This window comes from Micromonospora sp. AB353 (genome assembly GCF_049538395.1).
In the GTDB taxonomy this organism is placed as follows: domain Bacteria; phylum Actinomycetota; class Actinomycetes; order Mycobacteriales; family Micromonosporaceae; genus Micromonospora; species Micromonospora aurantiaca.
On record NZ_JBMVFV010000016.1, the window covers coordinates 25,473 to 49,054 of the forward strand.

Here is a 23,582-nt window from a genome sequence, read left to right on the forward strand (position 1 = left end):
GTCCCGGCCCGCGTGTGATCGCGGGCCGGGACGCGCCGGCCGGGTGTCAGGCGGTGACGGCGGCGATCGCGTCGGCGATGGGGGTGTCCCCGCCGACGAGTTCCAGGGTGTGCCCGGCGGTGGCCGGGGCGTACAGCAGGGCGAGCAGCACCCGGGCCACGTCGGCGCGGCTGATCGCGCCGGGTTCGACGTGCCGGGCCAGGGTGATCCGGCCGCCGGGTTCGTCGTCGGTGAGGCGGCCGGGCCGCAGCACCGTCACGTCGAGGTCCCGCGCGGTGACGTCGTCCTCGGCGGCTTTCTTGGCCCGCAGGTACGCCGCCCACACGTCGTCGGTGCCCTCGGCCGGTGCGGCGTCCACGCCCATCGAGGAGACCAGCAGGTAGCGGCGTACTCCGGCGCGGGTGGCGGCGTCGGCGAGCAGTACGGCGGCGCCGCGGTCGACGGTGTCCTTGCGGCCGGCGCCGCTGCCGGGTCCGGCGCCGGCGGCGAACACGACAGCGTCGGCGCCGGCCAGGTGGGCGGCGAGGGTGCCGGCGTCGGTGTGTTCCAGGTCGCAGACGACCGGTTCGGCGCCGGCGGCGCGTAGCGCGGCGGCGTGGTCGGGGTTACGGATCAGCCCGAGCGCGGTGTCTCCGCGTCCGGCCAGTTCCCGCTCCAGCAGTTTGGCGATCTTTCCGTGCCCTCCGGCGATGACGACGCGCATGGGCTCAACCTAGCCCGGACCCGGCGGCCCCGCCGGGCGACCGGCCTCGTCGATCATGAGGTTGGCGGTGCGACACGCCGGGCCGGACCACCGCCAACCTCATGATCGACGGCATCGGTCGGGTGAGCGGGTGGGAGGTGCGGGGCCGGCGAGGGACCATGGACGGGTGAGTGAGGCGTTCGAGGAACTGGCGCGGCTGGTGGCCGCCGGGGACGTGGTGGTGCTCAGCGGCGCGGGCCTGTCCACCGAGTCGGGCATCCCGGACTACCGGGGGCCCAGCGGCGCGGCGCGCCGGCACACCCCGATGACGTACCAGGAGTTCACCCGTGATCCGCTGGCCCGGCGGCGGTACTGGGCGCGCAGCCACCTGGGCTGGCAGACCATCGCCCGGGCGGCGCCCAACGACGGGCACCGGGCGGTGGCGCGGCTGCAGGACGCCGGGCTGCTCGGCGGGATCATCACGCAGAACGTCGACGGACTGCACACCGCCGCCGGCGCCACCGGCGTGATCGAGCTGCACGGCCGCCTCGACGAGGTGACGTGCCTGGACTGCGGCAACGCCACGGGCCGCGACGAGCTGCACCGGCGCCTGTCCGAGGCGAATCCGGGTTTCGACGCCCGGGTGGCGCGCGTCAACCCCGACGGTGACGTGGATCTGCCCGACGAGGCGGTGACCGGGTTCCGCACCGTCGACTGCGCGCTCTGCGGCACCGGCATGCTGAAACCGGACGTGGTGTTCTTCGGCGAGACGGTCCCCGCGCCCCGGGTGGCCGACTGTTTCGCGCTCGTCGAGCGGGCCCGGGCGCTGCTGGTGCTCGGCTCGTCGTTGACGGTGATGTCGGGCCGGCGGTTCGTGCTGCGGGCGGCCCGCCACGGCATCCCGGTGGCGATCGTCAACCAGGGCGTCACCCGCGGCGACGGGTACGCGGCGCTGCGCCTGGACGCCCCGCTGGGCGCCACCCTGTGCGCGCTGGCCGACCGGGTGGCGGCGGCTCCGGCACCGGTGTGATCAACCCCCGGGACATGAGCCGGAAACACGCCCGCTGGTAGCGTTGGGGGTGCCGGTACCACCCACGTGGGAGAGACCGTCGACCCGACGGCGCCGAAGGGGCAGATTCTCCCCGGAACCTCTCAGGCAAAAGGACCACGTGGGCAGGCGCTGTGGAGCGCGTCAGCGCGACTCAGGGGGAGGCCGACCCGTCGACCTCGCCCCACCAAGGAGCGCAGCGCATGACCGCAGAGCAGTTCGCCGACCGGCACATCGGCCCCGGCCGCGACGACGAACGCCGGATGCTGGACACCGTCGGTTACGGCTCCGTCGACGAGCTGATGGACGCCGCGATCCCCGAGGTGATCCGCTGGCACGGCACCCTCGACCTGCCCGCCCCGGCGAGCGAGCGGGAGGCGATCGCCGAGCTGCGTGCCCTCGCCGCCCGTAACACCGTCGCCGTGTCCATGATCGGCCTGGGCTACCACGGCACGCACACCCCGGCGGTGATCCGCCGCAACGTGCTGGAGAGCCCCGCCTGGTACACCGCGTACACGCCGTACCAGCCGGAGATCAGCCAGGGCCGGCTGGAGGCGCTGCTGAACTTCCAGACCATGGTCACCGACCTGACCGGTCTTGCGACCGCGAACGCCTCCATGCTCGACGAGGGCACCGCCGCGGCCGAGGCGATGACGCTCGCCCGCCGCGCGTCCAAGAGCAAGAGCCCGGTGTACGTGGTCGACGCCGACGCGCTGCCGCAGACCGTCGCGGTGATCGCCGGCCGCGCCGAGCCGCTCGGCATCGAGGTGCGCGTGGTCGACGTCGAACGCGACGAGCTGCCGGCGGAGTTCTTCGGCCTGCACCTGCAGTACCCGGGCGCGTCCGGGGCGGTCCGCGACCACCGTGCGCTGGTCGAGGCGGCGCACGGCGTCGGCGCGCTCGTGACGGTCGCGGCGGACCTGCTGGCGTTGACGTTGCTGCGCCCGCCGGGCGAGATCGGCGCCGACATCGCCGCCGGCACCACCCAGCGCTTCGGCGTACCGATGGGCTTCGGCGGGCCGCACGCCGGTTACCTGGCGGTGCGCTCGGGCCTGGAGCGGATGCTGCCCGGCCGCCTCGTCGGGGTGTCCCGCGACGCCGACGGCAACCCGGCGTACCGGCTGGCGTTGCAGACCCGCGAGCAGCACATCCGCCGGGAGAAGGCGACAAGCAACATCTGCACCGCCCAGGTGCTGCTCGCGGTGATGGCCGGCATGTACGCCGTCTACCACGGCCCGGACGGGCTGCGGGCCATCGCCCGGCGTACCCACGAGGCGGCGGCGCGGCTCGCGGCCGGGCTGCGCGCCGGGGGCGTGCGGGTCGCGGACGTCGCGTTCTTCGACACCGTCACCGCGACCGTGCCGGGCCGGGCCGCGCAGGTGGTGGCCGCTGCCGCCGAGCGTAACGTGAACCTGCGGCTGGTCGACGCCGACCGGGTCGGCATCTCCTGCGACGAGACCACCACGCCCGCGCACCTGCAGGCGGTGTGGGCGGCGTTCGGTGTCGACGGGTTCGACGGCGACACCGATACGGCCCTGCCGGACGGGCTGGCCCGCACGTCGGACTTCCTCACCCACCCGGTGTTCCACAGCCACCACTCGGAGACGGCGATGCTGCGCTACCTGCGCCGCCTGGCCGACTTCGACTACGCGCTGGACCGCGGCATGATCCCGCTGGGGTCGTGCACGATGAAGCTCAACGCCACCACCGAGATGGAACCCATCACCTGGCCGGAGTTCGCGCACCTGCACCCGTTCGCGCCGGACGCGCAGACCGCCGGGTACCGGGAGCTGATCGCGCAGCTGGAGGGCTGGCTGGCCGAGGTCACCGGCTACGACGCGGTCAGCGTGCAACCGAACGCCGGATCGCAGGGTGAGCTGGCGGGGCTGCTGGCGATCCGCGGCTACCACCGGGAGCGCGGCGAGGCCCACCGCGACGTGTGCCTGATCCCGTCGTCGGCGCACGGCACCAACGCCGCGTCCGCCGTCATGGCCGGCATGCGGGTCGTGGTGGTCGGCTGCGACGCCGACGGCAACGTCGACCTGGTCGACCTCGACGCGAAGATCGACAAGCACCGGGACGCGCTCGCCGCGATCATGGTGACGTACCCGTCGACGCACGGCGTGTACGAGACCGGCATCGCCCAGCTGTGCGCGAAGGTCCACGACGCGGGCGGCCAGGTGTACGTCGACGGCGCGAACCTCAACGCGCTGGTCGGGTTCGCCAAGCCGGGCCGGTTCGGGGCGGACGTGTCGCACCTGAACCTGCACAAGACGTTCTGCATCCCGCACGGCGGCGGCGGCCCCGGCGTCGGGCCGGTGGCGGTGCGTTCGCACCTGGCGCCGTTCCTGCCCGGTGACCCGCTCGGCGCGCGCGCCGACGGGCGGCCGGCGATCTCGGCGGCGAACCACGGGTCGGCGGGGATCCTGCCGATCCCGTGGGCGTACCTGCGGATGATGGGCGCCGACGGGCTGGCCCGCGCCACCGGCGTGGCCGTCCTGGCCGCGAACTACGTGGCGGCGCGGCTGCGCAACCACTTCCCGGTGCTGTACGCCGGTAACAAGGGCCTGGTCGCGCACGAGTGCATCCTGGACCTGCGTCCGCTGACCAAGGCCACCGGCGTGAGCGTCGACGACGTGGCGAAGCGGCTGATCGACTACGGCTTCCACGCGCCGACGATGTCGTTCCCGGTGGCCGGGACGCTGATGGTGGAGCCGACCGAGAGCGAGGACCTGGCCGAGCTGGACCGCTTCTGCGACGCGATGATCGCGATCCGGGCGGAGATCGACAAGGTCGGCTCGGGGGAGTGGCCGGCGGGGGACAACCCGCTGTCGAACGCGCCGCACACGGCGGCGATGGTGTCGGCCGACGAGTGGCCGCACCCGTACCCGCGGTCGGTGGGTGCCTACCCGGCGGGTGTGGACCGGGCGGGCCGGTACTGGCCTCCGGTGCGGCGCATCGACGGCGCGTATGGCGACCGGAACCTGGTCTGCTCGTGTCCCGCGCCGGAGGCGTTCGAGGACTGAGCGGCTGACGCCGGGGCGGTGGGCTCTCGCCGCCCCGGCCGGTGCGCCGGACGGTCATGACCGGCGCGTACGCTCACTGACGCTGCGTGATCGCTCAGGCGACGAGGGCGTGGCGGGCCGGACCCCGGTGCGGGGCGATGGTGCGCCCGTCGGGGAGCAGCTCACCGGTGTCCTCGAAGACGATGACACCGTTGCAGAGCAGGCTCCAGCCCTGCTCAGGGAAGCAGGCGAGGACGCGGGCGGCCTCTCGGTCGGTCGCGTCGGCGGAGGGGCAGGTGGGCTGGTGCTGACACATCGGGTTCTCCGGACTGTGGGGGCACTGTGTCATGGTTCACATGACCAGTGACGCACAGTACCAAGCGAAACTGCGCGGCATCGAGCAAGGATGCGTCTTGTTCACCCAGAATGGGCTGAACGGATGACCCGTAACGGCCCGGACGTCGTGGAAGCGCTCCCACAGGTGGAGGTCGATGCACCCGGCGCCCCGCCCGGATGCCGCCGCCGAATCGTCGAGACCGCCCGGCTGCACTGGTCGATCGGCGACGGCGGCGACCCCGCCGACCTGGCACAACGCTTCCTCGCCGCACACGGCATCGACCGCGCCGACCTCACCCGGCCCGGCCGCCACGACCCCGGCACCGGCGTGTGCGGCGCCGCGCTGTACCTGTCCGCCGCCGCCGGCGCGTACGCCATCGGCGTGTCGCCCGGCGCGCCCAGCCCCGCGCCGGCGCTGCCCGACCTGGTCGTGGTCGTCTACCACCACACCGACCATCCGGCGGCACCCCGGCCACCGGCGCCGGCGGGGTGGCGGCTCGGCCCGTGGCGGGACAGCTGGACCCCTGCTGCGCACGCCGACGCCGTCGGCGCGGTCCGCGCCGCCATCGCCCGCGGCGACGTCTACCAGGTCAACATCGTCGGCCACGCCGCCGCCCCGTACAGCGGCGATCCGCTGCCCGCGCTGGCCCGCCTCGCCGCGCTGCCCGGTGCCCGCTACGGCGGCACCCTGCACGGCCCCGGCTGGGCACTCGGCTGCGCCTCCCCGGAGACCCTCATCGCCGTCGAACACGGCCGGCTGGTCACCCGCCCCATCAAGGGCACCCGCCCCGCCACCCCCGCCGGACGCCGCGACCTGCTCGCCTCGGCCAAGGAACGCGCCGAACACGTCATGATCGTCGACCTGGAACGCAACGACCTCGCCCGCATCGCCCGCACCGGCTCGGTGCGCGTCGACGAGCTGTTCGCCGTACGCCGCTGGTGTGACCTGTGGCAGGCCGAGTCGACGGTGTCGGCGGCGCCCGCCGACGGCCTCGGCCTGGCCGACCTGCTGCGCGCCGTCTGCCCCGGCGGGTCGGTCACCGGCGCACCCAAACACGCCGCCCTGACGCACATCGGCGCGCTGGAGCCGGTCGGACGCGGCGCGAGCATGGGCGCGCTCGGCTGGGTCGGCCCCGACCGCCTCGACCTGGGCCTGACCATCCGCACCGCCGCCGCCGACGGGAACCTGCTGCACCTGTGGGCCGGGGGAGGCATCACCTGGGACAGCGACCCGGCCGCCGAGGTCGCCGAAGCCGCCGCCAAGGCCGCCCCGATCCGCGCCCTGCTCGCCGGCTGACGAGCCGGCGCCGGCGGCCCGGCCTTCTCGCGTCGGCCCGGCCTTCTCGCGGCGGCTCCGCGGGCCGGTAGCGGCCGTGCGCGGCGCGCTCAGCCGGCGGCGGCGAACTCGTCGAGGGCGGCGACGACCCGCTCGCCGATGCCGTGCCCGCCGCCGTGCCCGCCGGACTCCACGATCTCCAGCCGCGCGTCCGGCCAGTCCCGGGTCAACTGCCACGCGATGTCCGGCGGGCCACTGACGTCCAGCCGGCCCTGCACCAGCACCCCCGGAATGCCCGCCAGCCGGCCCGCGTCGCGCAGCACCTGCCCGTCCGGCTGGAAACCCCGGTTCGCGAAGTAGTGCGTCACCAGCCGCGTGAACCCGTACCGGAACACCGGATCGCCGAACCGCGGATCCGGCGCGAACCCGCCCGCGAGCGACACGTGCACGTCCTCCCAGTCACACCAGTCCCGTGCCGCCCGCTCCCGCACCGCCGGGTCCGGGTCGTTGACCAGCCGCGCGTACGCCGCCGACAGGTCACCGTCACGGTCCGCCTCGGGCACCCCGTCACGGAACCGCGCCCACTCCTGCGGGAACACCCGGCCCATGTCCCGGGTCACCCACTCGATCTCCCGGTTCGTGTTGGCGACCACGCTGAACAACACCAGCGCGCTCACCCGACCCGGGTGCCGCTGCGCGTACGCCAGCGCCAGCGACGACCCCCACGACGCGCCGCACAGCAGCCACCTGTCGACCCCCAGATGCGCGCGCAGCACCTCCATGTCGGCCAGCAGATGCCCGGTGGTGTTCACCGACAGGTCGGTGGACGGATCCGACGCCGGGGGAGTGCTGCGCCCACAACCACGCTGGTCGAACAACACGATCCGGTACGCGGCCGGGTCGAACAGCCGCCGCCACGACGCGCCCGCGCCCGAACCCGGCCCGCCGTGCACCACCAGCGCCGGCCGGCCGTCCGGGTTGCCGCACGTCTCCCAGTACACGCGCTGCCCGTCACCGACGTCCAGCATCCCCTGCGCGTACGGCTCGATCGGCGGATACATGCGGCGGCCTCCCTGCGACGGTGTCCGCACACCCTACGAGCCCCGCCGTCTCGGCGGGTGCCCCCCGCGCAGAGGTAAGCAACGGATAGCCTTCCGGGCATGACTATGCGCCCGATCCGGATCATCGGCGACCCCGTGCTGCGCACCCCCAGCGAACCCGTCACCAGCTTCGACGCCGAACTGCGCGCCCTCGTCACCGACCTGATGGACACGCTGCTCGGCGCACCCGGCCGAGCCGGCGTCGCCGCACCCCAGATCGGCGTCAACGCCCAGGTGTTCGTCTACGAAGCCGACGGCCGGCGCGGCCACATGATCAACCCCACGCTGGAGTTGTCCGACGAACTCCAGGACGACGAGGAGGGCTGCCTGTCCATCCCCGGCCTGTACTTCCCGACCCCCCGCGCGCTGCACGCCACCGCACACGGCTACGACCAGCACGGCGAACCGCTCACCATCACCGGCAGCGGCTTCCTCGCCCGCGCCCTGCAACACGAGACCGACCACCTGCGCGGACGCCTCTACGTCGACACCCTGCGCGGCGACACCCGCCGCCGCGCCCTGCGCGAGATCCGCGCCGGCCGGTTCGACTCACCCAGCCGCGGCCGCTGACGTCAACGCGCACTCGGTGAACCCGGCCACCCGGGAGAACCCCAGCCGCTCGTACAACCGCACCGCCGCCGCGTTGTCCGCCCGCACGTTCAACGTCACATGATCCACCGACGTGCGCAGCCGGGCGCACAACGCCGCCACCACACCCGCACCCAGACCACGACCCCGCACGTCCGGATGCGTCGTCACATTCCCCAGCGCCGCGACCCGCCACCGCGGCGAGAACACGTGCACCCCCGCCACCGCCACCAGCCGGCCGTGCTCCCGCACCCCCACGTACTGGCCCGTGTCCAGCATCCGCGGATCGAACCAGTTCCCCGGATACGCCACCGCGTACAACCCGGCCAGCTCCGCCGCGTCCGCCGGCCCCAACGGCTCACCCACCGCCAGCACCGCCGCAAGCCGCCCCGGATCCGTCAACGCCATCCGGTGATGCGCCACCGCCTCCGACACCACGAACCAGCGGCCCACCGCCGCCTCCAGACCGGGGGACAGGTGCGCCCACATCCGCGCCGGCAACACCGGCGCCGCCTCCGCCAGCAACCCCGCCAGATCCGGCACCCGATCCGGCGCCGCGAACGCCAGCAACGTCGGCAACTCCACCCCGTGATACAGCAACACCACCTGGTCGCCACGCCGGAACCACGACGTGTACGGCCAGAAGAAATCGTCCAGATCACCCAACTGGTACGCGTGCAACACCGGATCCCGGCCCAGCAGACCCGCCAGCACCGCCCGGTCGTGCTCCGCCCGCACCGCCACCGCGATCAGCCCGCCATCCACTGGTCGTAACCCAACCGGGCCACCAGCGCCAGCACCACCACCAGCAGCACCACCCGCACGAACCCGGCACCCCGCCGCAACGCCATCCGCGCGCCCACCGCCGCCCCCACCACGTTGCACACCGCCATCGCCGCACCCAACGCCCACCACACGTGCCCTGTCAACCCGAACACCACGAGCGCACCCAGATTCGTGCCCGCGTTGACCACCTTCGCCATCGCCGACGCGTGCACGAAATCCGAACCCAGAATCGCCGTGAACGCCAACACCAGGAACGTCCCCGTACCCGGCCCGATCAACCCGTCGTACAGGGCGATGCCCAGACCGGCCACCGCCACCGCCACCACCACCCGCCGAGGGGTCCGCCGCTGCGGCGACGCCACCACACCCAACGACGGCCGCGCCAGCACGAACACCGCCACCGCCACCAGCACCACGAGCACCACCGGCCGATACGCGCTACCCGGCACCGCACCCGCCAACGCCGCACCCAACCCCGCCGTCAGCACCGCCAACCCGGCCGCCGGACCCGCCACCGCCCAATCCAGCTTCGTCCGCCGCGCATACGTCACCGCCGCCGTCGACGTACCGAAGATCGCCGCCAGCTTGTTCGTGCCCAACGCCGTCGCCACCGGCACACCCGGCGCCGCCACCAGCAACGCCGGCAACAACAACAGACCACCGCCACCCACCACCGCGTCCACCCACCCGGCGAGAAGGGCAGCGGTCAGCAACGTCGTCAACGACAGGGCATCCACCGCCGCATTCTGCCCACGCCACCACCAGCGACAAGGCCCCCTGTGGCCAGCCTCACCGCCCCCGGCGACGCCGCAACCACACCCCGACCGACCCCACCGCCACGAACACCAGCATCGAACAGCACAACAGTTTCAGCACCCGGCAAGACTCCCACGACGACGTAGGGTGTCCAGGTGCGCCTGGCCACCTTCAACCTGCTGCACGGCCGATCCCTCACCGACGGGCTCGTCGACCCCGACCGGCTCACCGCCGCCGTCACCGACCTCGACGCCGACGTCCTCGCCCTCCAGGAAGTCGACCGCGACCAGACCCGCAGCGGCAGACTCGACCTCACCGCCGTGGCCGCCCGCGCCCTGCACGCCGACCACCACCGCTTCGCCGCCGCCGTCGTCGGCACCCCCGGCGAACAGTTCCGCCCCCTCACCCACGACGACGACGGCCACGGCGAACCCCTCTACGGCATCGGCCTGATCAGCCGCCACCCCGTCCGCTCCTGGCAGGTCACCCGCCTGCGCGCCGCACCCGTCCGCTCACCCATCTACGCACCCGGCCCCGGCGGCGGACTCGTCCTGCTCCGCGACGAACCCCGCGTCGTCCTCGCCGCCGTCCTCGACACCCCCCACGGCCCCCTCACCGTCGCCGCCACCCACCTGTCCTTCGTCCCCGGCTGGAACGTCTGGCAACTACGCCGCGTCGTCCGCGTCCTGCGCACCCTGCCCGCACCCCGGATCCTGCTCGGCGACCTCAACCTGCCCGCCGGACCCGCCGCCGCGCTCACCCGCTGGCAGCCCCTCGCACGGCGCCCCACCTACCCGGCCGGACAACCCCGCGTCCAACTCGACCACATCCTCGCCGACCGGCACGGCCTCGACCGGCTCCCACCCGTCACCGCCGTCCACACACCGCTGGCCACCATCTCCGACCACCGGCCCCTCGTCGTCGACCTCGGCTGACGCTCAGCCCAGCCCGCTCTGCCGCCGCGCCGCGTCCACCGCGTTACGGAACAACATCGCCACCGTCGTCGGACCCACCCCGCCCACACGCGGCGTGATCGCACCCGCCACCTCGGCACACGACTCGTCCACGTCCGGCAGCAACCGCCGCCCCTCGTACCGCACCCCGCCACCGACCACCACCGCACCCGGACGCACATGCTCCGGCTGCACGATCCCCGGCACCCCCGCCGCCGCGATCAGGATCTCCGCCCGCCGCGTGTACCGCGGCCAGTCCGCCACCCCCGTGTGCACCACAGTCACCGCCGCGTTCGCCGTCGGCCGCTTCTGCGCCAGCAACATCGCAAGCGGCCGCCCCAACGTCGCACCCCGGCCCAGGATCACCACCTCCCGGCCCGCCACCGGCACACCGTGGAACGCCAGCAACGCCTCGATCCCCGCCGGCGTACACGGCAACGGACCCGGCAACCCCAACGCCAGCCGGCCCATGTTCACCGGATGCATCCCGTCCACGTCCTTGTCCGGATCCAGCTCCGCCAACGCCCGGTCGTAGTCCAGACGACCCGGAATCGGATACTGCACAAGCACCCCGTGCACCGACTTGTCCGCGTTGAAATCCGCCAGCACCGCGTGCAGATCCGCCTGCGACGCCGACGCCAGCAGATGCACGTGCGGCGACACGAAACCCAGCTCCGCCGCCTGGCGTTGCTTGATCCGGATATAACCCGCGCTCGCGTCGTCGTCACCCACCAGCACCGTCGCCAGCGCCGGCGTCACCCCCGCCGCACGCAGCTCCGCCACCGACGCGGCGACCTCCGACAACACCCGCTCCGCCACCGGGGCACCCGGCAGCAACCGCGCAGAAGACATACGACACCTCGCCCGCGGAGGCCCAGGCGGTCGACCCCCGCGACGAGCTCCCCGATGGTTCACCCATCCCCGTGCCGCCAGTCGCGTTCCCCCTCAGCCTGCCACAGCCTCCACCGCCACCGCATCCACCACCGCCTGCCACCCCGGCAACGCCGCCAGCAAACCGTCCGCCCGCCGCCGCCGATCCGCCGTCGACGCCACATCCAGATCCGCCAGGACCGACCCGAACGCCCGCTCCCGCTCCGGCGCCACCTGGCCCAACACCACGTGACACCGCGCGTACGTCACCAGCACCCAGAACATCGCCTCCCGATGCCGCCCCGCCTCGATCAGCTCAGCCGCACCGTCGAACACCACCGGACGCCCCGCCGCACCCAGATCCGCCCCGAACGCGAACCCCTCCCGCGGCAACCGCGACGCCTCGTCGAACACCACCGCCAACCCGGCCAGATGCTCCCGCACCCGCGCCGCATCCACACCCACACCGCCACCGTCGAGCGTGTCCAGCAGGCTCCCGTACCGATCCGCGAACCCGAACCGCGACAACACCCGCTCCGCCCGCACATACCGCCGCCGCACCGTCGGATCCGCCAGCCCCGCCACCGCCGGCCACACCGCCAGCAACGACGTGGGAAACACCCACGCCAGCACCTGCTCCGCGGCCGACGATTCGGCGTCGACCGCCCGCAGGCCGGCCTCGATGCGCCGCCGCACACCGGCGCACCGCGCCCGCACCCACACCGGATCCGCGAACCCCGCCGTCACCCGCTCCCGCACCGCGGCGAGCCGCCCCGACGGATCCGCGATCACCCCATCGGTACGGAACATCGGCGCGAACACCCACGACCCCAGCACATCCTCCGGGCCGCCCAACTCCGCCCACGTGACAGTGCTGACCTCCAGCAACACCCCCCGGTGCACGAACTTACCCACCTTCACACCCGGCTCCCGGCGCACCAGCAGCACGTCCACGTCCGACCACACCGGCAGCACCGCGTCGTCCGGCAACCCCACAGTCGACCCGCTGAACAACGCGCCCTCGATCGACGGATCGACGCGCATCCGCTCCCGCACCCACCCGAGCGCCACCGCCCGCGCCGCACCCACCCGCATCCGCCCGATCCTGCCAGCCCGACAGCGCACCGACAGACCCATTCTGGATACGTACGGTTGTCGATCGGACACACGACGTGGAATATCGACGTAAGTGACTGTCGTCGACATCGTGTGGGGCGATACGAATGACGGGCTACCACCCGATCCTCAAAGGACGCCAAGCCGAACTCCAGGCCGTCAGCCACATCCCCGACGAACTCGCACCACACATCCTCCCGATCTTCGACCTGCCACCCTCCAAGCACGGTCCGATCACCGACGCATGCACCTTCAGCCAACGCGCACAGGACAGCATCCCGCGTGACATGGCCATCGCCGTCGACGTGCGCCACCTCCCCGAGCCCACCACCGGCACCCGCCGGCCACTCCGCGACATCGCCGATGACCTGCACCCGTGGGGGATCCCCGCGCTGCCCGTCGCCCACCTGAACGACACCCCCGCACAACTGGCCGACGTCCGTTACGCCGCCGCGCCCTACGGTGGCGTTCTCCGGCTCCCCGCCCACCACACCGAACCGGACGACGCCGAACCGACGCACGACTGAGCCACGTCCTGTCCGCCACCGAACTGCGACCCGAGAACTGCACCCTCGTCATCGACGTTGCCGAGGTGGCATCCGACCGGCACCTCACGACAGCCGAACCCCTCGTTCGCAAACACCTCGTATGGGCCGGACGCCACCCCTGGAAGGCGGTCGTCGTCGCCGCCGGAGCGATGCCCGCCACGATCTCCCACGTACCAGCCGGCACCGCCATCCCGCTCCGCAGGCGGGACTTCGACCTCTGGCAGCGACTCAAGGACCATGACATCCAGTTCGCCGACTACGGCGTCACTCACCCCGGCGCCGGCTCGGGACGCCGAGGGCCAGCACCCAACATCCGCTACACCCACCAGGACGCCTGGTGGACCTACCGTGCGCCCAGCGACGGCATGGACAACGGAAACACCGGCATCTACGACATCTGCCAGGCCCTTGTATCCGCCGACCACTGGCCGCCCACCGGGCGTCACTTCTCCTGGGGCGACGAGCAGATCGCCCTGCGCGCCGCCCACCACGCCGGCCCCGGCACCGCCACCCAATGGATAGCCTGGGCAACCTCACACCACCTGTCGTACGTCGCCGCCCAACTCGGCCTGACAGCTATCGCTTGACCAACCCCGACAACGCCCGGTTGGTACGGTTCGCCGCCACCGCCGCCCGCTGCTGACCCGCCGTCACCTCGATGTACGTCTGCGACGACGCCAACGACGCATGCCCCAGCAACCGCATGATCTCCGCCGCGCTCGCCCCGTCCTCCGCCAGCCGCGTCGCGAACGTGTGCCGCAACGCGTGCAACCGCGCACCCCGCGGCACCCGGTCACCGATGCCCGCCCGCCGGTAACACGACTCCACCAGGTACTGCAGCCCACCCCGACGCAACGCCTCACCCTGCCGATCCACCAGGAACGGAGAATCCGGCCGCACGCTGCGCGACCCGAACCGGTACCGCCGGCTGTCCAGGTAACCCACAAGCGCCCGGTCGACGCCGTCCTCGATCGGCACCGTACGCGGCCGTCCGCCCTTACCCGCCACGTCCACCCGCCGCTCACCGTCGCGCCCGGCCACCGACGACACCCGCAGCGCCAGCAGTTCCGAAAGCCGCAACCCCGCGCACAACGCCAGCGCCAGCACCGCCAGGTCGCGCTCCGGCCACGGGTCACGCTGCCGGCCCTCCGCCCGGGCCACCGCCGCCAGCAACTCCTCCGGGGTGTCCTCGCCCCGCAGCGGCTTGGGCCGGGGGAGAGGCGCGCGGGGCCGCCCCACCGCCGGCATCGGATTCCCCGGTACGACACCCTCCGCGACCAGGAACGTGAAGAAGCTGTTCCACGTCGACCAGGCACGATGGACCGACGCGGCGGCCCGGGGAGCGGCGAACCGCGCGAACGCCGCGCGCATCACCTTGGGGGAGAGGGAGCTGACGGGCGCGTGCAGGGGAGAGGCGTCACCGTCGGTGGCGACCAGCTCGGCCACCGTGGTCAGATCCCTCCGGTACGCGGCCAGGGTGTGGGGGGAGGGCTTACGGGTGGCCCGGGCGGTCAGGAACTCTTCGATCAGAGCGCCTACCGTTTCGTCCGGTTTGTCATGCATAAGGGATATTATGCATGATTCTCGCGTTCCCGCCAGGAGGCCCACATCAGGGGAGCAGGAGCGACCAACGCCTTGATCACCTCCATCTCGCCGAGATGGAGGTGACCCCAGTGCTCCGATGCAGCCACATCGGCGAACTGGCGGCAGCTCAGGCGATCATGAGGTTGACCGGGAGTGCTGTCTGATCTGTCGCCGCCAGCTTCATGATCGGCGGACGGTGGGTCGAGTGAGGTGGGATTCGGCGGGGGACGCTCGGGTCGCCCGGTGGGTGGGCCGGCCCGGTCATCGGTGCCTGGACGCAACGGCGGCGACATCGTGTATGGAGGCGTGAGCCGGCTCGCGGCGAGCTCGCTGCCGCTGCCAACGCTCGCCAGGTTGAGCACACGGCCCGGCGGCACGACAGCGGTGACTGCGTGACACTCCGGCGCCCCCGAAGGCCCGCAAAGGCGGTCACTTGCCTCGCGCGGGCCCTCGGGGAGCTCCCGCCTCAGCGTTACTTGACATAATGTGCATTATCGAATCGCATCACGAGGGAACTCAGACCGGCTGCGGGTCGCGGTGTTCGGCCTCGCCCGCCTCCATGTCCTCGACGGACCGCAGATCCGGCATGGCGCGCACCGCGGGCGCGAGCACGGCGACGCCGGCGAGCGCCAGCATGACGGCGGCGAAGCTGCCGAACACCACCGGGGCCGGCACCCGGTCGATCAGCAGACCGGACAACGCCGGGCCGAACGGCGCCACGACCAGCGCGATGAAGCTGGTGGCGGCGTTCGCCCTCCCCTGGAGGTCGCCGGGGGTCAGCAGCGTCTGCAGGGTCAGCATGCTGATGTTCGCAGCCGGTACGACCAGGACGCAGGCACCGGCCAGCGCGCCCAGGACCAGCCCGTTGTCGGTGGTGGCCATGACGGCGGTCAGCACGCCGCAGGCCCAGATGACCGCGAGGATCAGCCAGCGGGTGGGTACCCGGGCGGTCAGCCAGGACGCGACGAGTGACCCGGCGACGGCGCCGAGCCCGACGCAGGCCATGACGGTTCCGGCGGACAGGCCGGAGGCGCCGTTGCGGACCGGCACGACGATGATCGCCAGCAGGACACCGGCGAACGCGAAGTTCAGGACGGCGCCGCTGAGCAGCGTGAACCGCAGTGCGGGGTGGCGCCACAGGAACCGGATGCCGGCTACCGCCTGCCGGGGCAGCGACTCCCCCGGCTTGGTCAGGGTCCGGCCGAGCGGGCCGCGCAGCAGGGCCACGGCGGCCAGGGAGACGGCGTACGAGACCGCGTCGACGAGGAACGGCAGCGCCGGGGCGAGGCCGAACAGGAAGCCGCCGAGCGGCGGGCCGGCCAGGTGGACGACGCCGTTGCGGGTCTCGTTGAACACGGTGGCCGTACGCAGGTCGCGGGCCGGGACGACGGCGCGGGTGGCCGCCGCGGCCGCGGGTTGCAGCGCGGCGCCGAGGCCGGCGTTGGCGGCGGCGAGGAGCGCGATCAGCAGGACGGGGGCGTCTCCGACGACGGCGAGCACGGTGACGCCGGTGACGGCGAGCAGCGCGCCGCCGTCGCAGCAGAGCATGAGGAGGCGCCGGTCGCGGCGGTCGGCGAGCAGGCCGGCGGGCAGGAGTACGAGGACGAGTGCCATGCCCTCGGCGAAGGCGACGAGGCCGGCGTCGGTGGCGGAGCCGGTTGTCATCAGGACGAGTAGCGGTGTGGCGACGGCGGTGACCTGGGTGCCGAGTTTGGAGGCGGTCCGGGCGACGGCGATCAGGAGGAAGTCGCGGTTGTGTCGCAGGCCGGTGGGCGGCATGGGGGGCTCCGTGGGCGTGGTGGCGGGCGGGAGGTCGGCTCCACCGGGTGGGTAGACGACGGACCCGGGCGGGCGGGGTGCCGCCCGCCCGGGTCGCCAGGCGGATCAGGTGTGGCCGGGGCCGGTGGCCCTGTCGCCACTGCCGTCTCAGCCGTTGCAGCAGGCGATGCTGATGCTGCTGGACTGCGGCGGGATCGCGTGGCGGGTGCCGTTCTGCGTGGCCATGGCCTGCAGGTTGAGGAGCTTCGTCATGGGGGTTCACCTCCTTCGTGGGTGTGGTGGTCGGGCCTCCGGTGTGTCCCGGAGGGCCGTCGGTGGGTGCCGACGGGGTCTGTGGGTGCCGGCTGGTTCAGCTCGCGGCGAGGAGGTGGCCGGTGGTCGCGACGTGGGTGGGCGCGTCGAGGAAGGGCAGTGTGACCCCGGTGTGGTGCAGCGCGGCGTGCATGGCGGAGAGGATTCCGGCGCCGCCGGCGGCGAGGTCGGTGGAGATTCGCAGCAGGGTGTCGCCGGGGAACGCGAGCCGGCCGTCGAGGGCGTACGCGTGCCAGGCGAGCCGGGTCAGGTGCGCCGGGTGGTGGCGGGACGCGTCGTCGCGGACGAGGCTGACGGGCCGGTACGGGGCCGGTGGTGGGTCGTCGGCGATCCGCGCGGTGGCCGCCGGAGAGGCGTGGCTGGATCCCGCCGTCGCCCGGCGGCTGCTCGACGACCTCGCCGCCCGGCCCGACCCGGGGCTGCCCACACCGGTGCAGATGCGCGGGCTCACCCCGAGGGAGCGCGAGGTGCTGGTGCTCATGGCGTACGGGATGTCGAACCGGGAGATCGCCGAGCATCTCGTGCTCGGCGACGCGACGGTCAAGACCCACGTCAGCCGGGTCCTGACGAAGTTGGGGATGCGGGACCGGACACACGCGGTGGTGGCCGCGTACCAGTGCGGCCTGGTGGAACCCGGCACGGCGCCGCCGGCCCGGATGGCCGGCCTGTCCCGCTGAGGCCCGCGGCGCGGCCGGGAGCCTCAGCGGGTACGGCGGTCAGGCGCCGACGTAGTCGGCCAGGTGCTCGCCGGTGAGCGTCGACCGGGCTGCCACCAGATCCGCCGGGGTGCCTTCGTACACGATCCGGCCGCCGTCGTGTCCGGCGCCCGGGCCGAGGTCGATGATCCAGTCGGCGTGCGCCATGACGGCCTGGTGGTGCTCGATCACGATGACGGACTTCCCGGCGTCGACGAGCCGGTCGAGCAGGCCGAGCAGTTGGGCGACGTCGGCCAGGTGCAGGCCGGTGGTGGGTTCGTCCAGGACGTACACCCCGCCCTTGTCCCCCATCCGGGTGGCGAGCTTGAGCCGCTGCCGCTCCCCTCCGGACAGGGTGGTGAGGGGTTGACCGAGCGTGAGGTAGCCGAGGCCGACGTCGGCGAGCCGGTCGAGGATGGTGTGGGCGGCCGGGGTGCGGGCGTCGCCGTCGCTGAAGAAGGTCTCGGCTTCGTCGACGGACATGGCGAGGACCTCGCTGATGTCGCGGCCGCCGAGGTGGTAGTCGAGGACGGCGGGCTGGAACCGCTTGCCTTCGCAGTCCTCGCAGGTGCTGGCGACGCCGGCCATCATGCCGAGGTCGGTGTAGATGACGCCGGCGCCGTTGCAGGTCGGGCAGGCGCCTTCGGAGTTGGCGCTGAACAGGGCGGGTTTGACGCCGTTGGCCTTGGCGAAGGCCTTGCGGATGGGGTCGAGCAGGCCGGTGTAGGTGGCGGGGTTGCTGCGGCGGGAGCCGCGGATGGCGGTCTGGTCGATGCTGACGACGTCCTCACGTTTGGCCAGTGAGCCGTGGATGAGGCTGCTCTTGCCGGAGCCGGCGACGCCGGTGACGACGACCAGGACGCCGAGGGGGATGTCGACGTCGACGTCGCGCAGGTTGTGGGTGCGGGCGCCGCGGATCGGCAGGGAGCCGGTGGGCGTACGCAGCTTCTCCTTGAGGGTGGCGCGGTCGTCGAGGTGGCGGCCGGTGGTGGTGTCGCTGGCGCGCAGGCCGGCGAGTGTGCCTTCGTAGCAGATGGTGCCGCCGGCGGTGCCGGCGCCGGGGCCGAGGTCGACGACGTGGTCGGCGATGGCGATGGTCTCGGGTTTGTGTTCGACGACGAGGACGGTGTTGCCCTTGTCGCGGAGTTGGAGCAGGAGGTTGTTCATGCGGGCGATGTCGTGCGGGTGCAGGCCGATGGTGGGTTCGTCGAAGACGTAGGTGACGTCGGTGAGGGACGAGCCGAGGTGGCGGATCATCTTGGTGCGCTGGGCCTCGCCGCCGGAGAGGGTGCCGGCGGGGCGGTCGAGGCTGAGGTAGCCGAGGCCGATCTCGACGAAGGAGTCGAGGGTGTCCCCCAGTGCCTTGAGCAGCGGGCCGACGGAGGGTTCGCGCAGGTCGCGTACCCAGGTGGCGAGGTCGCTGATCTGCATGGCGCAGGCGTCGGCGATGTTGATGCCGTTGATCTTCGAGGAGCGGGCTTCGGGGGCCAGCCGGGTGCCGTCGCAGTCGGGGCAGGCGGTGAACGTGATGGCGCGTTCGACGAAGGCGCGGATGTGGGGCTGCATGGCGTCGACGTCCTTGGCGAGCATCGACTTGGTGATGGTGGGGATGATGCCGGTGTAGGTGAGGTTGATGCCGTCGACCTTGATCTTCGTGGGTTCCTTGTGGAGCAGGTCGTCGAGTTCGCGTCTGGTGTAGTCGCGGATGGGCTTGTCGGGGTCGAACAGGCCGCTGGAGCGGAAGATGCGGCCGAACCAGCCGTCCATGCTGTAGCCGGGGATGGTGATGGCGCCCTCGTTGAGGGAGAGCTTCTCGTCGTAGAGGACGGTGAGGTCGAAGTCGGTGACGGTGCCGCGGCCCTCGCAGCGGGGGCACATGCCGCCGAGGCGGTTGAAGGTGCCCTTCTTGGTCTGGGTCTTGCCGGGGCCGCGGTCGACGGTGATGGCGCCGGCGGCGCGGACGGAGGGGACGTTGAAGGAGTAGGCGTTGGGCGGGCCGATGTGAGGGTCGCCGAGGCGGCTGAACAGGATGCGGAGCATGGCGTTGACGTCGGTGGCGGTACCGACGGTGGAGCGGGGGTCGGCGCCCATGCGTTCCTGGTCGACGATGATGGCGGTGGTGAGGCCTTCGAGGACGTCGACTTCGGGGCGGGACAGGGTGGGCATGAAGCCCTGGACGAAGGCGCTGTAGGTCTCGTTGATGAGGCGCTGGGACTCGGCGGCGATGGTGCCGAAGACCAGTGAGCTCTTGCCGGAGCCGGAGACGCCGGTGAAGACGGTGAGGCGGCGTTTGGGTATCTCCACGTCGACGTTGCGCAGGTTGTTCTCGCGGGCGCCGTGGACGCGGATGACGTCGTGGCTGTCGGCGTGGTGCAGGCCGGTGGTGGCCTTGCTCATGGTGCTCTCCGTCCGGTGGTGCGGGTGTCAGTCGAGCCAGTTGCCGTCGCGCATCAGGGTGCGGCCGGGTAGTTCGTCGGCTTCGCGCCATGCCTGGATGCGGTGTGGGGTGATGCGGTACCAGCGGTAGGGCGTGGTCAGGGTACGGGGCGCGTCGGTCATGGGGTGGGGTCAGCGCCGCTCGTTGATGCGGATGAGGTTGCCGGTGGGGTCGCGGAAGGCGCAGTCGCGGACGCCGTAGGGCTGTTCGGTGGGTTCCTGGACGACGTCGGCGCCGGCTGCTTGGAGGCGGTCGAACAGGCCGTCGAGGTCGTCGGTGGCGAGGGTGAGTGCGCCGTAGCTGCCCTTGGCGATGAGTTCGAGGATGGTGCGGCGTTCGTCGTCGCTGATGCCGGGGTCGACGGCTGGCGGGTGCAGGACGATGCCGGTCTCGGGCTGGTCGGGTGGGCCGACGGTGAGCCAGCGCATGGTGTCGCCCTGGCCGACGTCGTTGCGGAGTTCGAAGCCGAGGGTGTCGCGGTAGAAGGCGATGGCGGCGTCGGCGTCGGTGTGGGGCAGGAACGCGTAGTGAATGGTGATCGTCATGGTGGTCACGCTAGTGGTGGTCGGCCGGTGCGGGCTTCTCGATTCCTGATCGGTCGGGTGGCTTGTTTGGTGAGGCAGGGTGGTGGTTCGGCGGTGTCGGGGGCGTGGCGGGCGCGGTAGGCGCTGGGTGGTTCGCCGACGAGTTCGGTGAAGCGGGTGCTGAAGGTGCCCAGGGACTGGCAGCCGACGGCGAAGCAGACGTCGGTGACGCTGAGGTCGCCGCGGCGCAGCAGGGCCATGGCGCGTTCGATGCGGCGGGTCATGAGGTACGCGTACGGGGATTCGCCGTAGGTCTGGCGGAACTGGCGGCTGAGGTGGCCGGCGGACATGTGTTCGCCGCGGGCGAGGGCTTCGACGTCGAGGGGTTTGGCGTATTCGCGGTCGATGCGGTCGCGGACGCGGCGTAGCCGGGTGAGGTCGCGCAGGCGTTGGGCGAACGCGGGGTCGTCGGTTGCCGGGTGCGGTGGCACGTCCGCATCCTGCCTGGTGGGCGGTGGGGTCGTCCACCTGTTCGAGCGGCGAGTCGCGGCGCGGATGCACCCGCCGCGCGGGTGCACCCGCGCTGGCGGTCAGCGCAGCCGGCGGGCGGTGAAGCGGGTGGGTGGGTCGGCGATGGCGTCCTGGGTGGCGACGATCTGCAGTTCGCGGGTGCCGGCTTCGAGGGTGGCCTCGAGTACGGCGTAGATCGAGTTGGTGGTGCGTTCCAGGGCGGTCTGGGGTGAGCCGGTGGTGGCGAGGTGGGCGAGGTAGAGGGCGGCGGTGACGTCGCCGCCGCCGTTGGGGGCGATCGGCAGCAGCGGGGTGGTGACGGCCCAGGCGCCGTCGTCGGAGACGGCGACGACTTCCAGGTGGCCGGCGGGCAGGTCGCCGTGCAGGACGCTGGTGACCAGGACGTGCCGGGGGCCGGTGGCGCGGACGGCGTCGACGGCGGCGAGCAGGTCGTCGATGGTGTCGGTGGTGCGGCCGGCGAGGAATTCCAGCTCGAACTGGTTGGGGGTGACGATGTCGGCGCGTGGGACGACGGTGTCGCGGAGGTATTCGGGGATGCCGGGGCGGACGAACATGCCGCGGCCGACGTCGCCCATGACCGGGTCGCAGCAGTAGAGGGCGGCCGGGTTGGCGGCCTTGACGCGGGCGACGGCGTCGAGGATGACGGCGCCGACGGCGGGGTCGCCCTGGTAGCCGGAGAGGACGGCGTCGGCGGTGCCGAGCACGCCTCGGTCCTCGATGCCGGCGATGACGTCGGCGACGTCGGTGGGGGCGAGCAGGGGGCCGCGCCAGGCGCCGTAGCCGGTGTGGTTGGAGAAGTGCACGGTCAGGACCGGCCAGACCTCGTGCCGGAGGCGTTGCAGCGGGAACACGGCGGCGGAGTTGCCGACGTGGCCGTAGGCGACCGACGACTGGATGGACAGGATCTTCACCTGGTCATCGTCGCATCTCCGGCCGGGGATGACTGCTGGTGGTGGGGTGATGACGGGCCGGGGCGGGGTTGACCGTTCGGCTCAGGGTTTCGACCGCCGGGCGCGTGGCGGGTTTGGGCGCAGCGTGGGGTGGGGGCATGAACCGGGGTGTTCTCGCCATCTGGACGGAGGAAGCGCTGATGCTTTCCGCACTCGATCGTCGGCACACCGTCGCGCCGCCGGGGTACAGCCGCTGGCTGATTCCTCCGGCGGCGCTGGCGATCCATCTGTGTATCGGGCAGGTCTACGCCACGAGCGTGTACAAGAACTCCCTGATCGCGCATTTCGACACCGGTCAGACGGCGATCGGGGTGATCTTCAGCATCGCGATCGTGATGCTGGGGTTGTCGGCCGCGGTGGCCGGTACGTGGGTGGAGGCGAACGGGCCGCGTAAGGCGATGTTCGTCTCGGCGTGTTTCTGGGCGGCGGGGTTCCTGGTGGGGGCGCTGGGTATCGCGACCGGGCAGTTGTGGTTGCTGTATCTGGGGTACGGGGTGCTGGGCGGGATCGGTCTGGGGATCGGGTACATCTCCCCCGTCTCCACGTTGATCAAGTGGTTCCCGGACCGGCCCGGTCTGGCGACCGGTCTGGCGATCATGGGGTTCGGTGGTGGGGCGATGGTGGCCTCTCCCCTGTCCCGGCAGCTGCTGTCGTTCTTCGACCCGGGGTACGACCCGGCGAACAGCGGTTCCACGGCGTCGGGGTCGGCGCTGGTGTGGTTGTTCGTGACGCTCGGCGTCGGCTACTTCGTGATCATGATGTTCGGGGTGTTCAACGTGCGGGTGCCGGCGCCGGACTGGCGGCCGGCCGGGTTCGACCCGGCGAAGGTGACGGAGAAGCCGCTGGTGACGACGGCGAACGTGTCGGCGGCGAACGCGGTGAGGACGCGGTCGTTCTGGCTGCTGTGGGTGGTGTTGTTCTGCAACGTGACGGCGGGTATCGGCATCCTGGAGCAGGCCAGCCCGATGATCCAGGACTTCTTCCGCGACAACGGCACCTCGGCGGTGTCGGTGGCGGCCGCAGGCGGGTTCGTGGGAGTGCTGTCGCTGTTCAACATGGCGGGCCGGTTCGTGTGGTCGTCCACGTCGGACGTGATCGGCCGGAAGCCGATCTACGTGGTGTACCTGGGTGTGGGCATGGTGCTGTATCTGCTGCTGGCGCTGGTGGGGCAGACCTCGACGGCGTTGTTCGTGCTGCTGGCGGCCGTGATCCTGTCGTTCTACGGTGGCGGGTTCGCGACCGTTCCGGCGTACCTGCGGGACATGTTCGGCACGTTCGAGGTGGGTGCGATCCACGGCCGGTTGCTGACCGCGTGGTCGGCGGCGGGCGTGGCCGGGCCGCTGATCGTCAACGCGTTCCTCGACGCGCAGGGCGAGCCGGGCACGCTGACGGCGGCGGCGTACCGGCCGGCGTTGTTCACGATGGTCGGGGTGCTGGCGGTGGGTCTGGTGGCGAACCTGCTGGTGCGGCCGGTGCCGCAGCGCTACCACGAGCCCGCGTCGGGGCGGGACGAGTCGGTGCAGGGGACCACGGAGAGGAGCGGATCGTGAACGAGCGCAGCGGAGGCGGGCAGCAGGTCCGCCTGGTGGTGTCGTGGCTTGTGGTGTCGGTGCTGCTGGGCTACGGGGTGGTGCAGACGCTGATCACGGCGGCGAAGCTGTTCACCCGGTAGGAGACGCGGCGCGGCGGCCCGGGGGTGGGGATCC

Annotated in this window: 25 protein-coding genes and 2 riboswitches; of the genes, 10 read left to right on the top strand and 15 right to left on the bottom strand. The window is 72.3% G+C overall.

The annotated features are described in order from the left end of the window. Nucleotides 1-46: 46 nt before the first annotated feature. A complete protein-coding gene (locus tag ACPCK6_RS10190; RefSeq protein ID WP_396884076.1) occupies nt 47-703 on the bottom strand; it encodes an SDR family oxidoreductase in 657 nt (218 codons plus the stop codon). A 166-nt stretch (nt 704-869) separates the two neighbouring features. Between ACPCK6_RS10190 and ACPCK6_RS10195 the strand changes: the two genes are divergently transcribed. Further along, nucleotides 870-1,712 carry an NAD-dependent protein deacetylase gene (locus ACPCK6_RS10195; RefSeq protein WP_396884075.1) on the top strand — a complete coding sequence of 281 codons (843 nt, stop codon included), beginning with the start codon at nt 870-872 and terminating at the stop codon, nt 1,710-1,712. 57 nt (nt 1,713-1,769) lie between these two features. Then, nucleotides 1,770-1,860, top strand: a riboswitch (glycine riboswitch). Nucleotides 1,861-1,933: 73 nt separating this feature from the next. Further along, nucleotides 1,934-4,756, top strand: a complete 2,823-nt coding sequence (gene gcvP, locus ACPCK6_RS10200; protein WP_423480957.1) for an aminomethyl-transferring glycine dehydrogenase — start codon at nt 1,934-1,936, stop codon at nt 4,754-4,756. A gap of 94 nt (nt 4,757-4,850) precedes the next feature. Here gcvP and ACPCK6_RS10205 read toward each other — a convergent pair whose 3' ends face one another. After that, complete coding sequence (locus tag ACPCK6_RS10205; RefSeq protein WP_013286363.1) at nt 4,851-5,051, bottom strand: DUF5999 family protein; 201 nt, start codon at nt 5,049-5,051, stop codon at nt 4,851-4,853. A 123-nt stretch (nt 5,052-5,174) separates the two neighbouring features. On the opposite strand from ACPCK6_RS10205, the gene ACPCK6_RS10210 reads away from it, so the two are divergent. Beyond that, nucleotides 5,175-6,368, top strand: a complete 1,194-nt coding sequence (locus ACPCK6_RS10210; protein ID WP_423480958.1) for a chorismate-binding protein — start codon at nt 5,175-5,177, stop codon at nt 6,366-6,368. An 89-nt stretch (nt 6,369-6,457) separates the two neighbouring features. Here ACPCK6_RS10210 and pip read toward each other — a convergent pair whose 3' ends face one another. Beyond that, on the bottom strand, nt 6,458-7,408 hold the full coding sequence (gene pip, locus ACPCK6_RS10215) for a prolyl aminopeptidase (RefSeq protein WP_396884072.1): 951 nt from the start codon (nt 7,406-7,408) through the stop codon (nt 6,458-6,460). Nucleotides 7,409-7,507: 99 nt separating this feature from the next. Here pip and def point away from each other — a divergent pair, with 99 nt between their 5' ends. Then, on the top strand, nt 7,508-8,017 hold the full coding sequence (gene def, locus ACPCK6_RS10220) for a peptide deformylase (RefSeq protein ID WP_396884071.1): 510 nt from the start codon (nt 7,508-7,510) through the stop codon (nt 8,015-8,017). Here def and ACPCK6_RS10225 read toward each other — a convergent pair. Next, complete coding sequence (locus ACPCK6_RS10225; RefSeq protein WP_423480959.1) at nt 7,997-8,800, bottom strand: GNAT family N-acetyltransferase; 804 nt, start codon at nt 8,798-8,800, stop codon at nt 7,997-7,999. The two genes, def and ACPCK6_RS10225, sit on opposite strands and share 21 nt — an antisense overlap. Then, nucleotides 8,785-9,558 (bottom strand): sulfite exporter TauE/SafE family protein, encoded by a 774-nt coding sequence (locus ACPCK6_RS10230; RefSeq protein WP_209310289.1) that lies wholly within the window; start codon nt 9,556-9,558, stop codon nt 8,785-8,787. Before ACPCK6_RS10230 ends, ACPCK6_RS10225 begins: the two co-directional genes overlap by 16 nt. Before the next feature lie 174 nt (nt 9,559-9,732). Here ACPCK6_RS10230 and ACPCK6_RS10235 point away from each other — a divergent pair, with 174 nt between their 5' ends. Continuing rightward, complete coding sequence (locus ACPCK6_RS10235; protein WP_396884069.1) at nt 9,733-10,512, top strand: endonuclease/exonuclease/phosphatase family protein; 780 nt, start codon at nt 9,733-9,735, stop codon at nt 10,510-10,512. A 3-nt stretch (nt 10,513-10,515) separates the two neighbouring features. Here ACPCK6_RS10235 and ACPCK6_RS10240 read toward each other — a convergent pair whose 3' ends face one another. Both ACPCK6_RS10240 and ACPCK6_RS10245 read right to left on the bottom strand, forming a co-directional pair. After that, nucleotides 10,516-11,382 (bottom strand): bifunctional 5,10-methylenetetrahydrofolate dehydrogenase/5,10-methenyltetrahydrofolate cyclohydrolase, encoded by an 867-nt coding sequence (locus ACPCK6_RS10240; RefSeq protein ID WP_423480960.1) that lies wholly within the window; start codon nt 11,380-11,382, stop codon nt 10,516-10,518. A 13-nt stretch (nt 11,383-11,395) separates the two neighbouring features. Beyond that, a riboswitch (ZMP/ZTP riboswitch) is annotated at nt 11,396-11,470 on the bottom strand. A gap of 5 nt (nt 11,471-11,475) precedes the next feature. Continuing rightward, nucleotides 11,476-12,606: a hypothetical protein gene (locus ACPCK6_RS10245; RefSeq protein ID WP_423480961.1), complete on the bottom strand. Its 1,131-nt coding sequence runs from the start codon at nt 12,604-12,606 to the stop codon at nt 11,476-11,478. 17 nt (nt 12,607-12,623) lie between these two features. Between ACPCK6_RS10245 and ACPCK6_RS10250 the strand changes: the two genes are divergently transcribed. Beyond that, a complete protein-coding gene (locus ACPCK6_RS10250) occupies nt 12,624-13,043 on the top strand; it encodes a beta family protein (RefSeq protein WP_423480962.1) in 420 nt (139 codons plus the stop codon). A gap of 23 nt (nt 13,044-13,066) precedes the next feature. After that, nucleotides 13,067-13,651, top strand: coding sequence for a beta family protein (locus tag ACPCK6_RS10255; protein WP_423480986.1), 585 nt, complete (start codon nt 13,067-13,069; stop codon nt 13,649-13,651). On the opposite strand, the gene ACPCK6_RS10260 is transcribed toward ACPCK6_RS10255, so the two are convergent. The 3 genes from ACPCK6_RS10260 to ACPCK6_RS10270 all read right to left on the bottom strand — a co-directional run bounded on the left by ACPCK6_RS10260 (nt 13,641) and on the right by ACPCK6_RS10270 (nt 17,220). Further along, nucleotides 13,641-14,627 (bottom strand): tyrosine-type recombinase/integrase, encoded by a 987-nt coding sequence (locus tag ACPCK6_RS10260; protein ID WP_423480963.1) that lies wholly within the window; start codon nt 14,625-14,627, stop codon nt 13,641-13,643. The two genes, ACPCK6_RS10255 and ACPCK6_RS10260, sit on opposite strands and share 11 nt — an antisense overlap. 537 nt (nt 14,628-15,164) lie before the next feature. Further along, a complete protein-coding gene (locus tag ACPCK6_RS10265) occupies nt 15,165-16,427 on the bottom strand; it encodes an MFS transporter (RefSeq protein WP_423480964.1) in 1,263 nt (420 codons plus the stop codon). Between the two features lie 349 nt (nt 16,428-16,776). After that, nucleotides 16,777-17,220, bottom strand: coding sequence for a hypothetical protein (locus tag ACPCK6_RS10270; protein WP_423480965.1), 444 nt, complete (start codon nt 17,218-17,220; stop codon nt 16,777-16,779). On the opposite strand from ACPCK6_RS10270, the gene ACPCK6_RS10275 reads away from it, so the two are divergent. Beyond that, entirely contained in the window at nt 17,207-17,416 is a 210-nt protein-coding gene (locus ACPCK6_RS10275; protein ID WP_423480966.1) for a response regulator transcription factor, read from the top strand. The two genes, ACPCK6_RS10270 and ACPCK6_RS10275, sit on opposite strands and share 14 nt — an antisense overlap. A 39-nt stretch (nt 17,417-17,455) precedes the next feature. On the opposite strand, the gene ACPCK6_RS10280 is transcribed toward ACPCK6_RS10275, so the two are convergent. The 5 genes from ACPCK6_RS10280 to pdxY all read right to left on the bottom strand — a co-directional run bounded on the left by ACPCK6_RS10280 (nt 17,456) and on the right by pdxY (nt 21,837). Next, nucleotides 17,456-19,831 (bottom strand): ATP-binding cassette domain-containing protein, encoded by a 2,376-nt coding sequence (locus ACPCK6_RS10280; protein WP_423480967.1) that lies wholly within the window; start codon nt 19,829-19,831, stop codon nt 17,456-17,458. Nucleotides 19,832-19,858: 27 nt separating this feature from the next. Beyond that, a complete protein-coding gene (locus ACPCK6_RS10285; protein ID WP_396884058.1) occupies nt 19,859-19,993 on the bottom strand; it encodes a hypothetical protein in 135 nt (44 codons plus the stop codon). A 9-nt stretch (nt 19,994-20,002) separates the two neighbouring features. Next, the gene (locus tag ACPCK6_RS10290) at nt 20,003-20,416 is read right to left on the bottom strand and encodes a VOC family protein (RefSeq protein ID WP_318334081.1); all 414 of its coding nucleotides are present in this window, start codon (nt 20,414-20,416) and stop codon (nt 20,003-20,005) included. A 5-nt stretch (nt 20,417-20,421) separates the two neighbouring features. Next, nucleotides 20,422-20,886: a helix-turn-helix transcriptional regulator gene (locus tag ACPCK6_RS10295; protein ID WP_013286348.1), complete on the bottom strand. Its 465-nt coding sequence runs from the start codon at nt 20,884-20,886 to the stop codon at nt 20,422-20,424. A 99-nt stretch (nt 20,887-20,985) separates the two neighbouring features. Beyond that, entirely contained in the window at nt 20,986-21,837 is an 852-nt protein-coding gene (gene pdxY, locus ACPCK6_RS10300) for a pyridoxal kinase PdxY (protein WP_396884057.1), read from the bottom strand. A gap of 179 nt (nt 21,838-22,016) precedes the next feature. On the opposite strand from pdxY, the gene ACPCK6_RS10305 reads away from it, so the two are divergent. Beyond that, on the top strand, nt 22,017-23,426 hold the full coding sequence (locus ACPCK6_RS10305; RefSeq protein ID WP_423480968.1) for an OFA family MFS transporter: 1,410 nt from the start codon (nt 22,017-22,019) through the stop codon (nt 23,424-23,426). Continuing rightward, on the top strand, nt 23,423-23,548 hold the full coding sequence (locus ACPCK6_RS10310; RefSeq protein WP_255533244.1) for an MFS transporter small subunit: 126 nt from the start codon (nt 23,423-23,425) through the stop codon (nt 23,546-23,548). The genes ACPCK6_RS10305 and ACPCK6_RS10310 overlap by 4 nt, the downstream gene beginning before the upstream one ends. Nucleotides 23,549-23,582 lie beyond the last annotated feature (34 nt).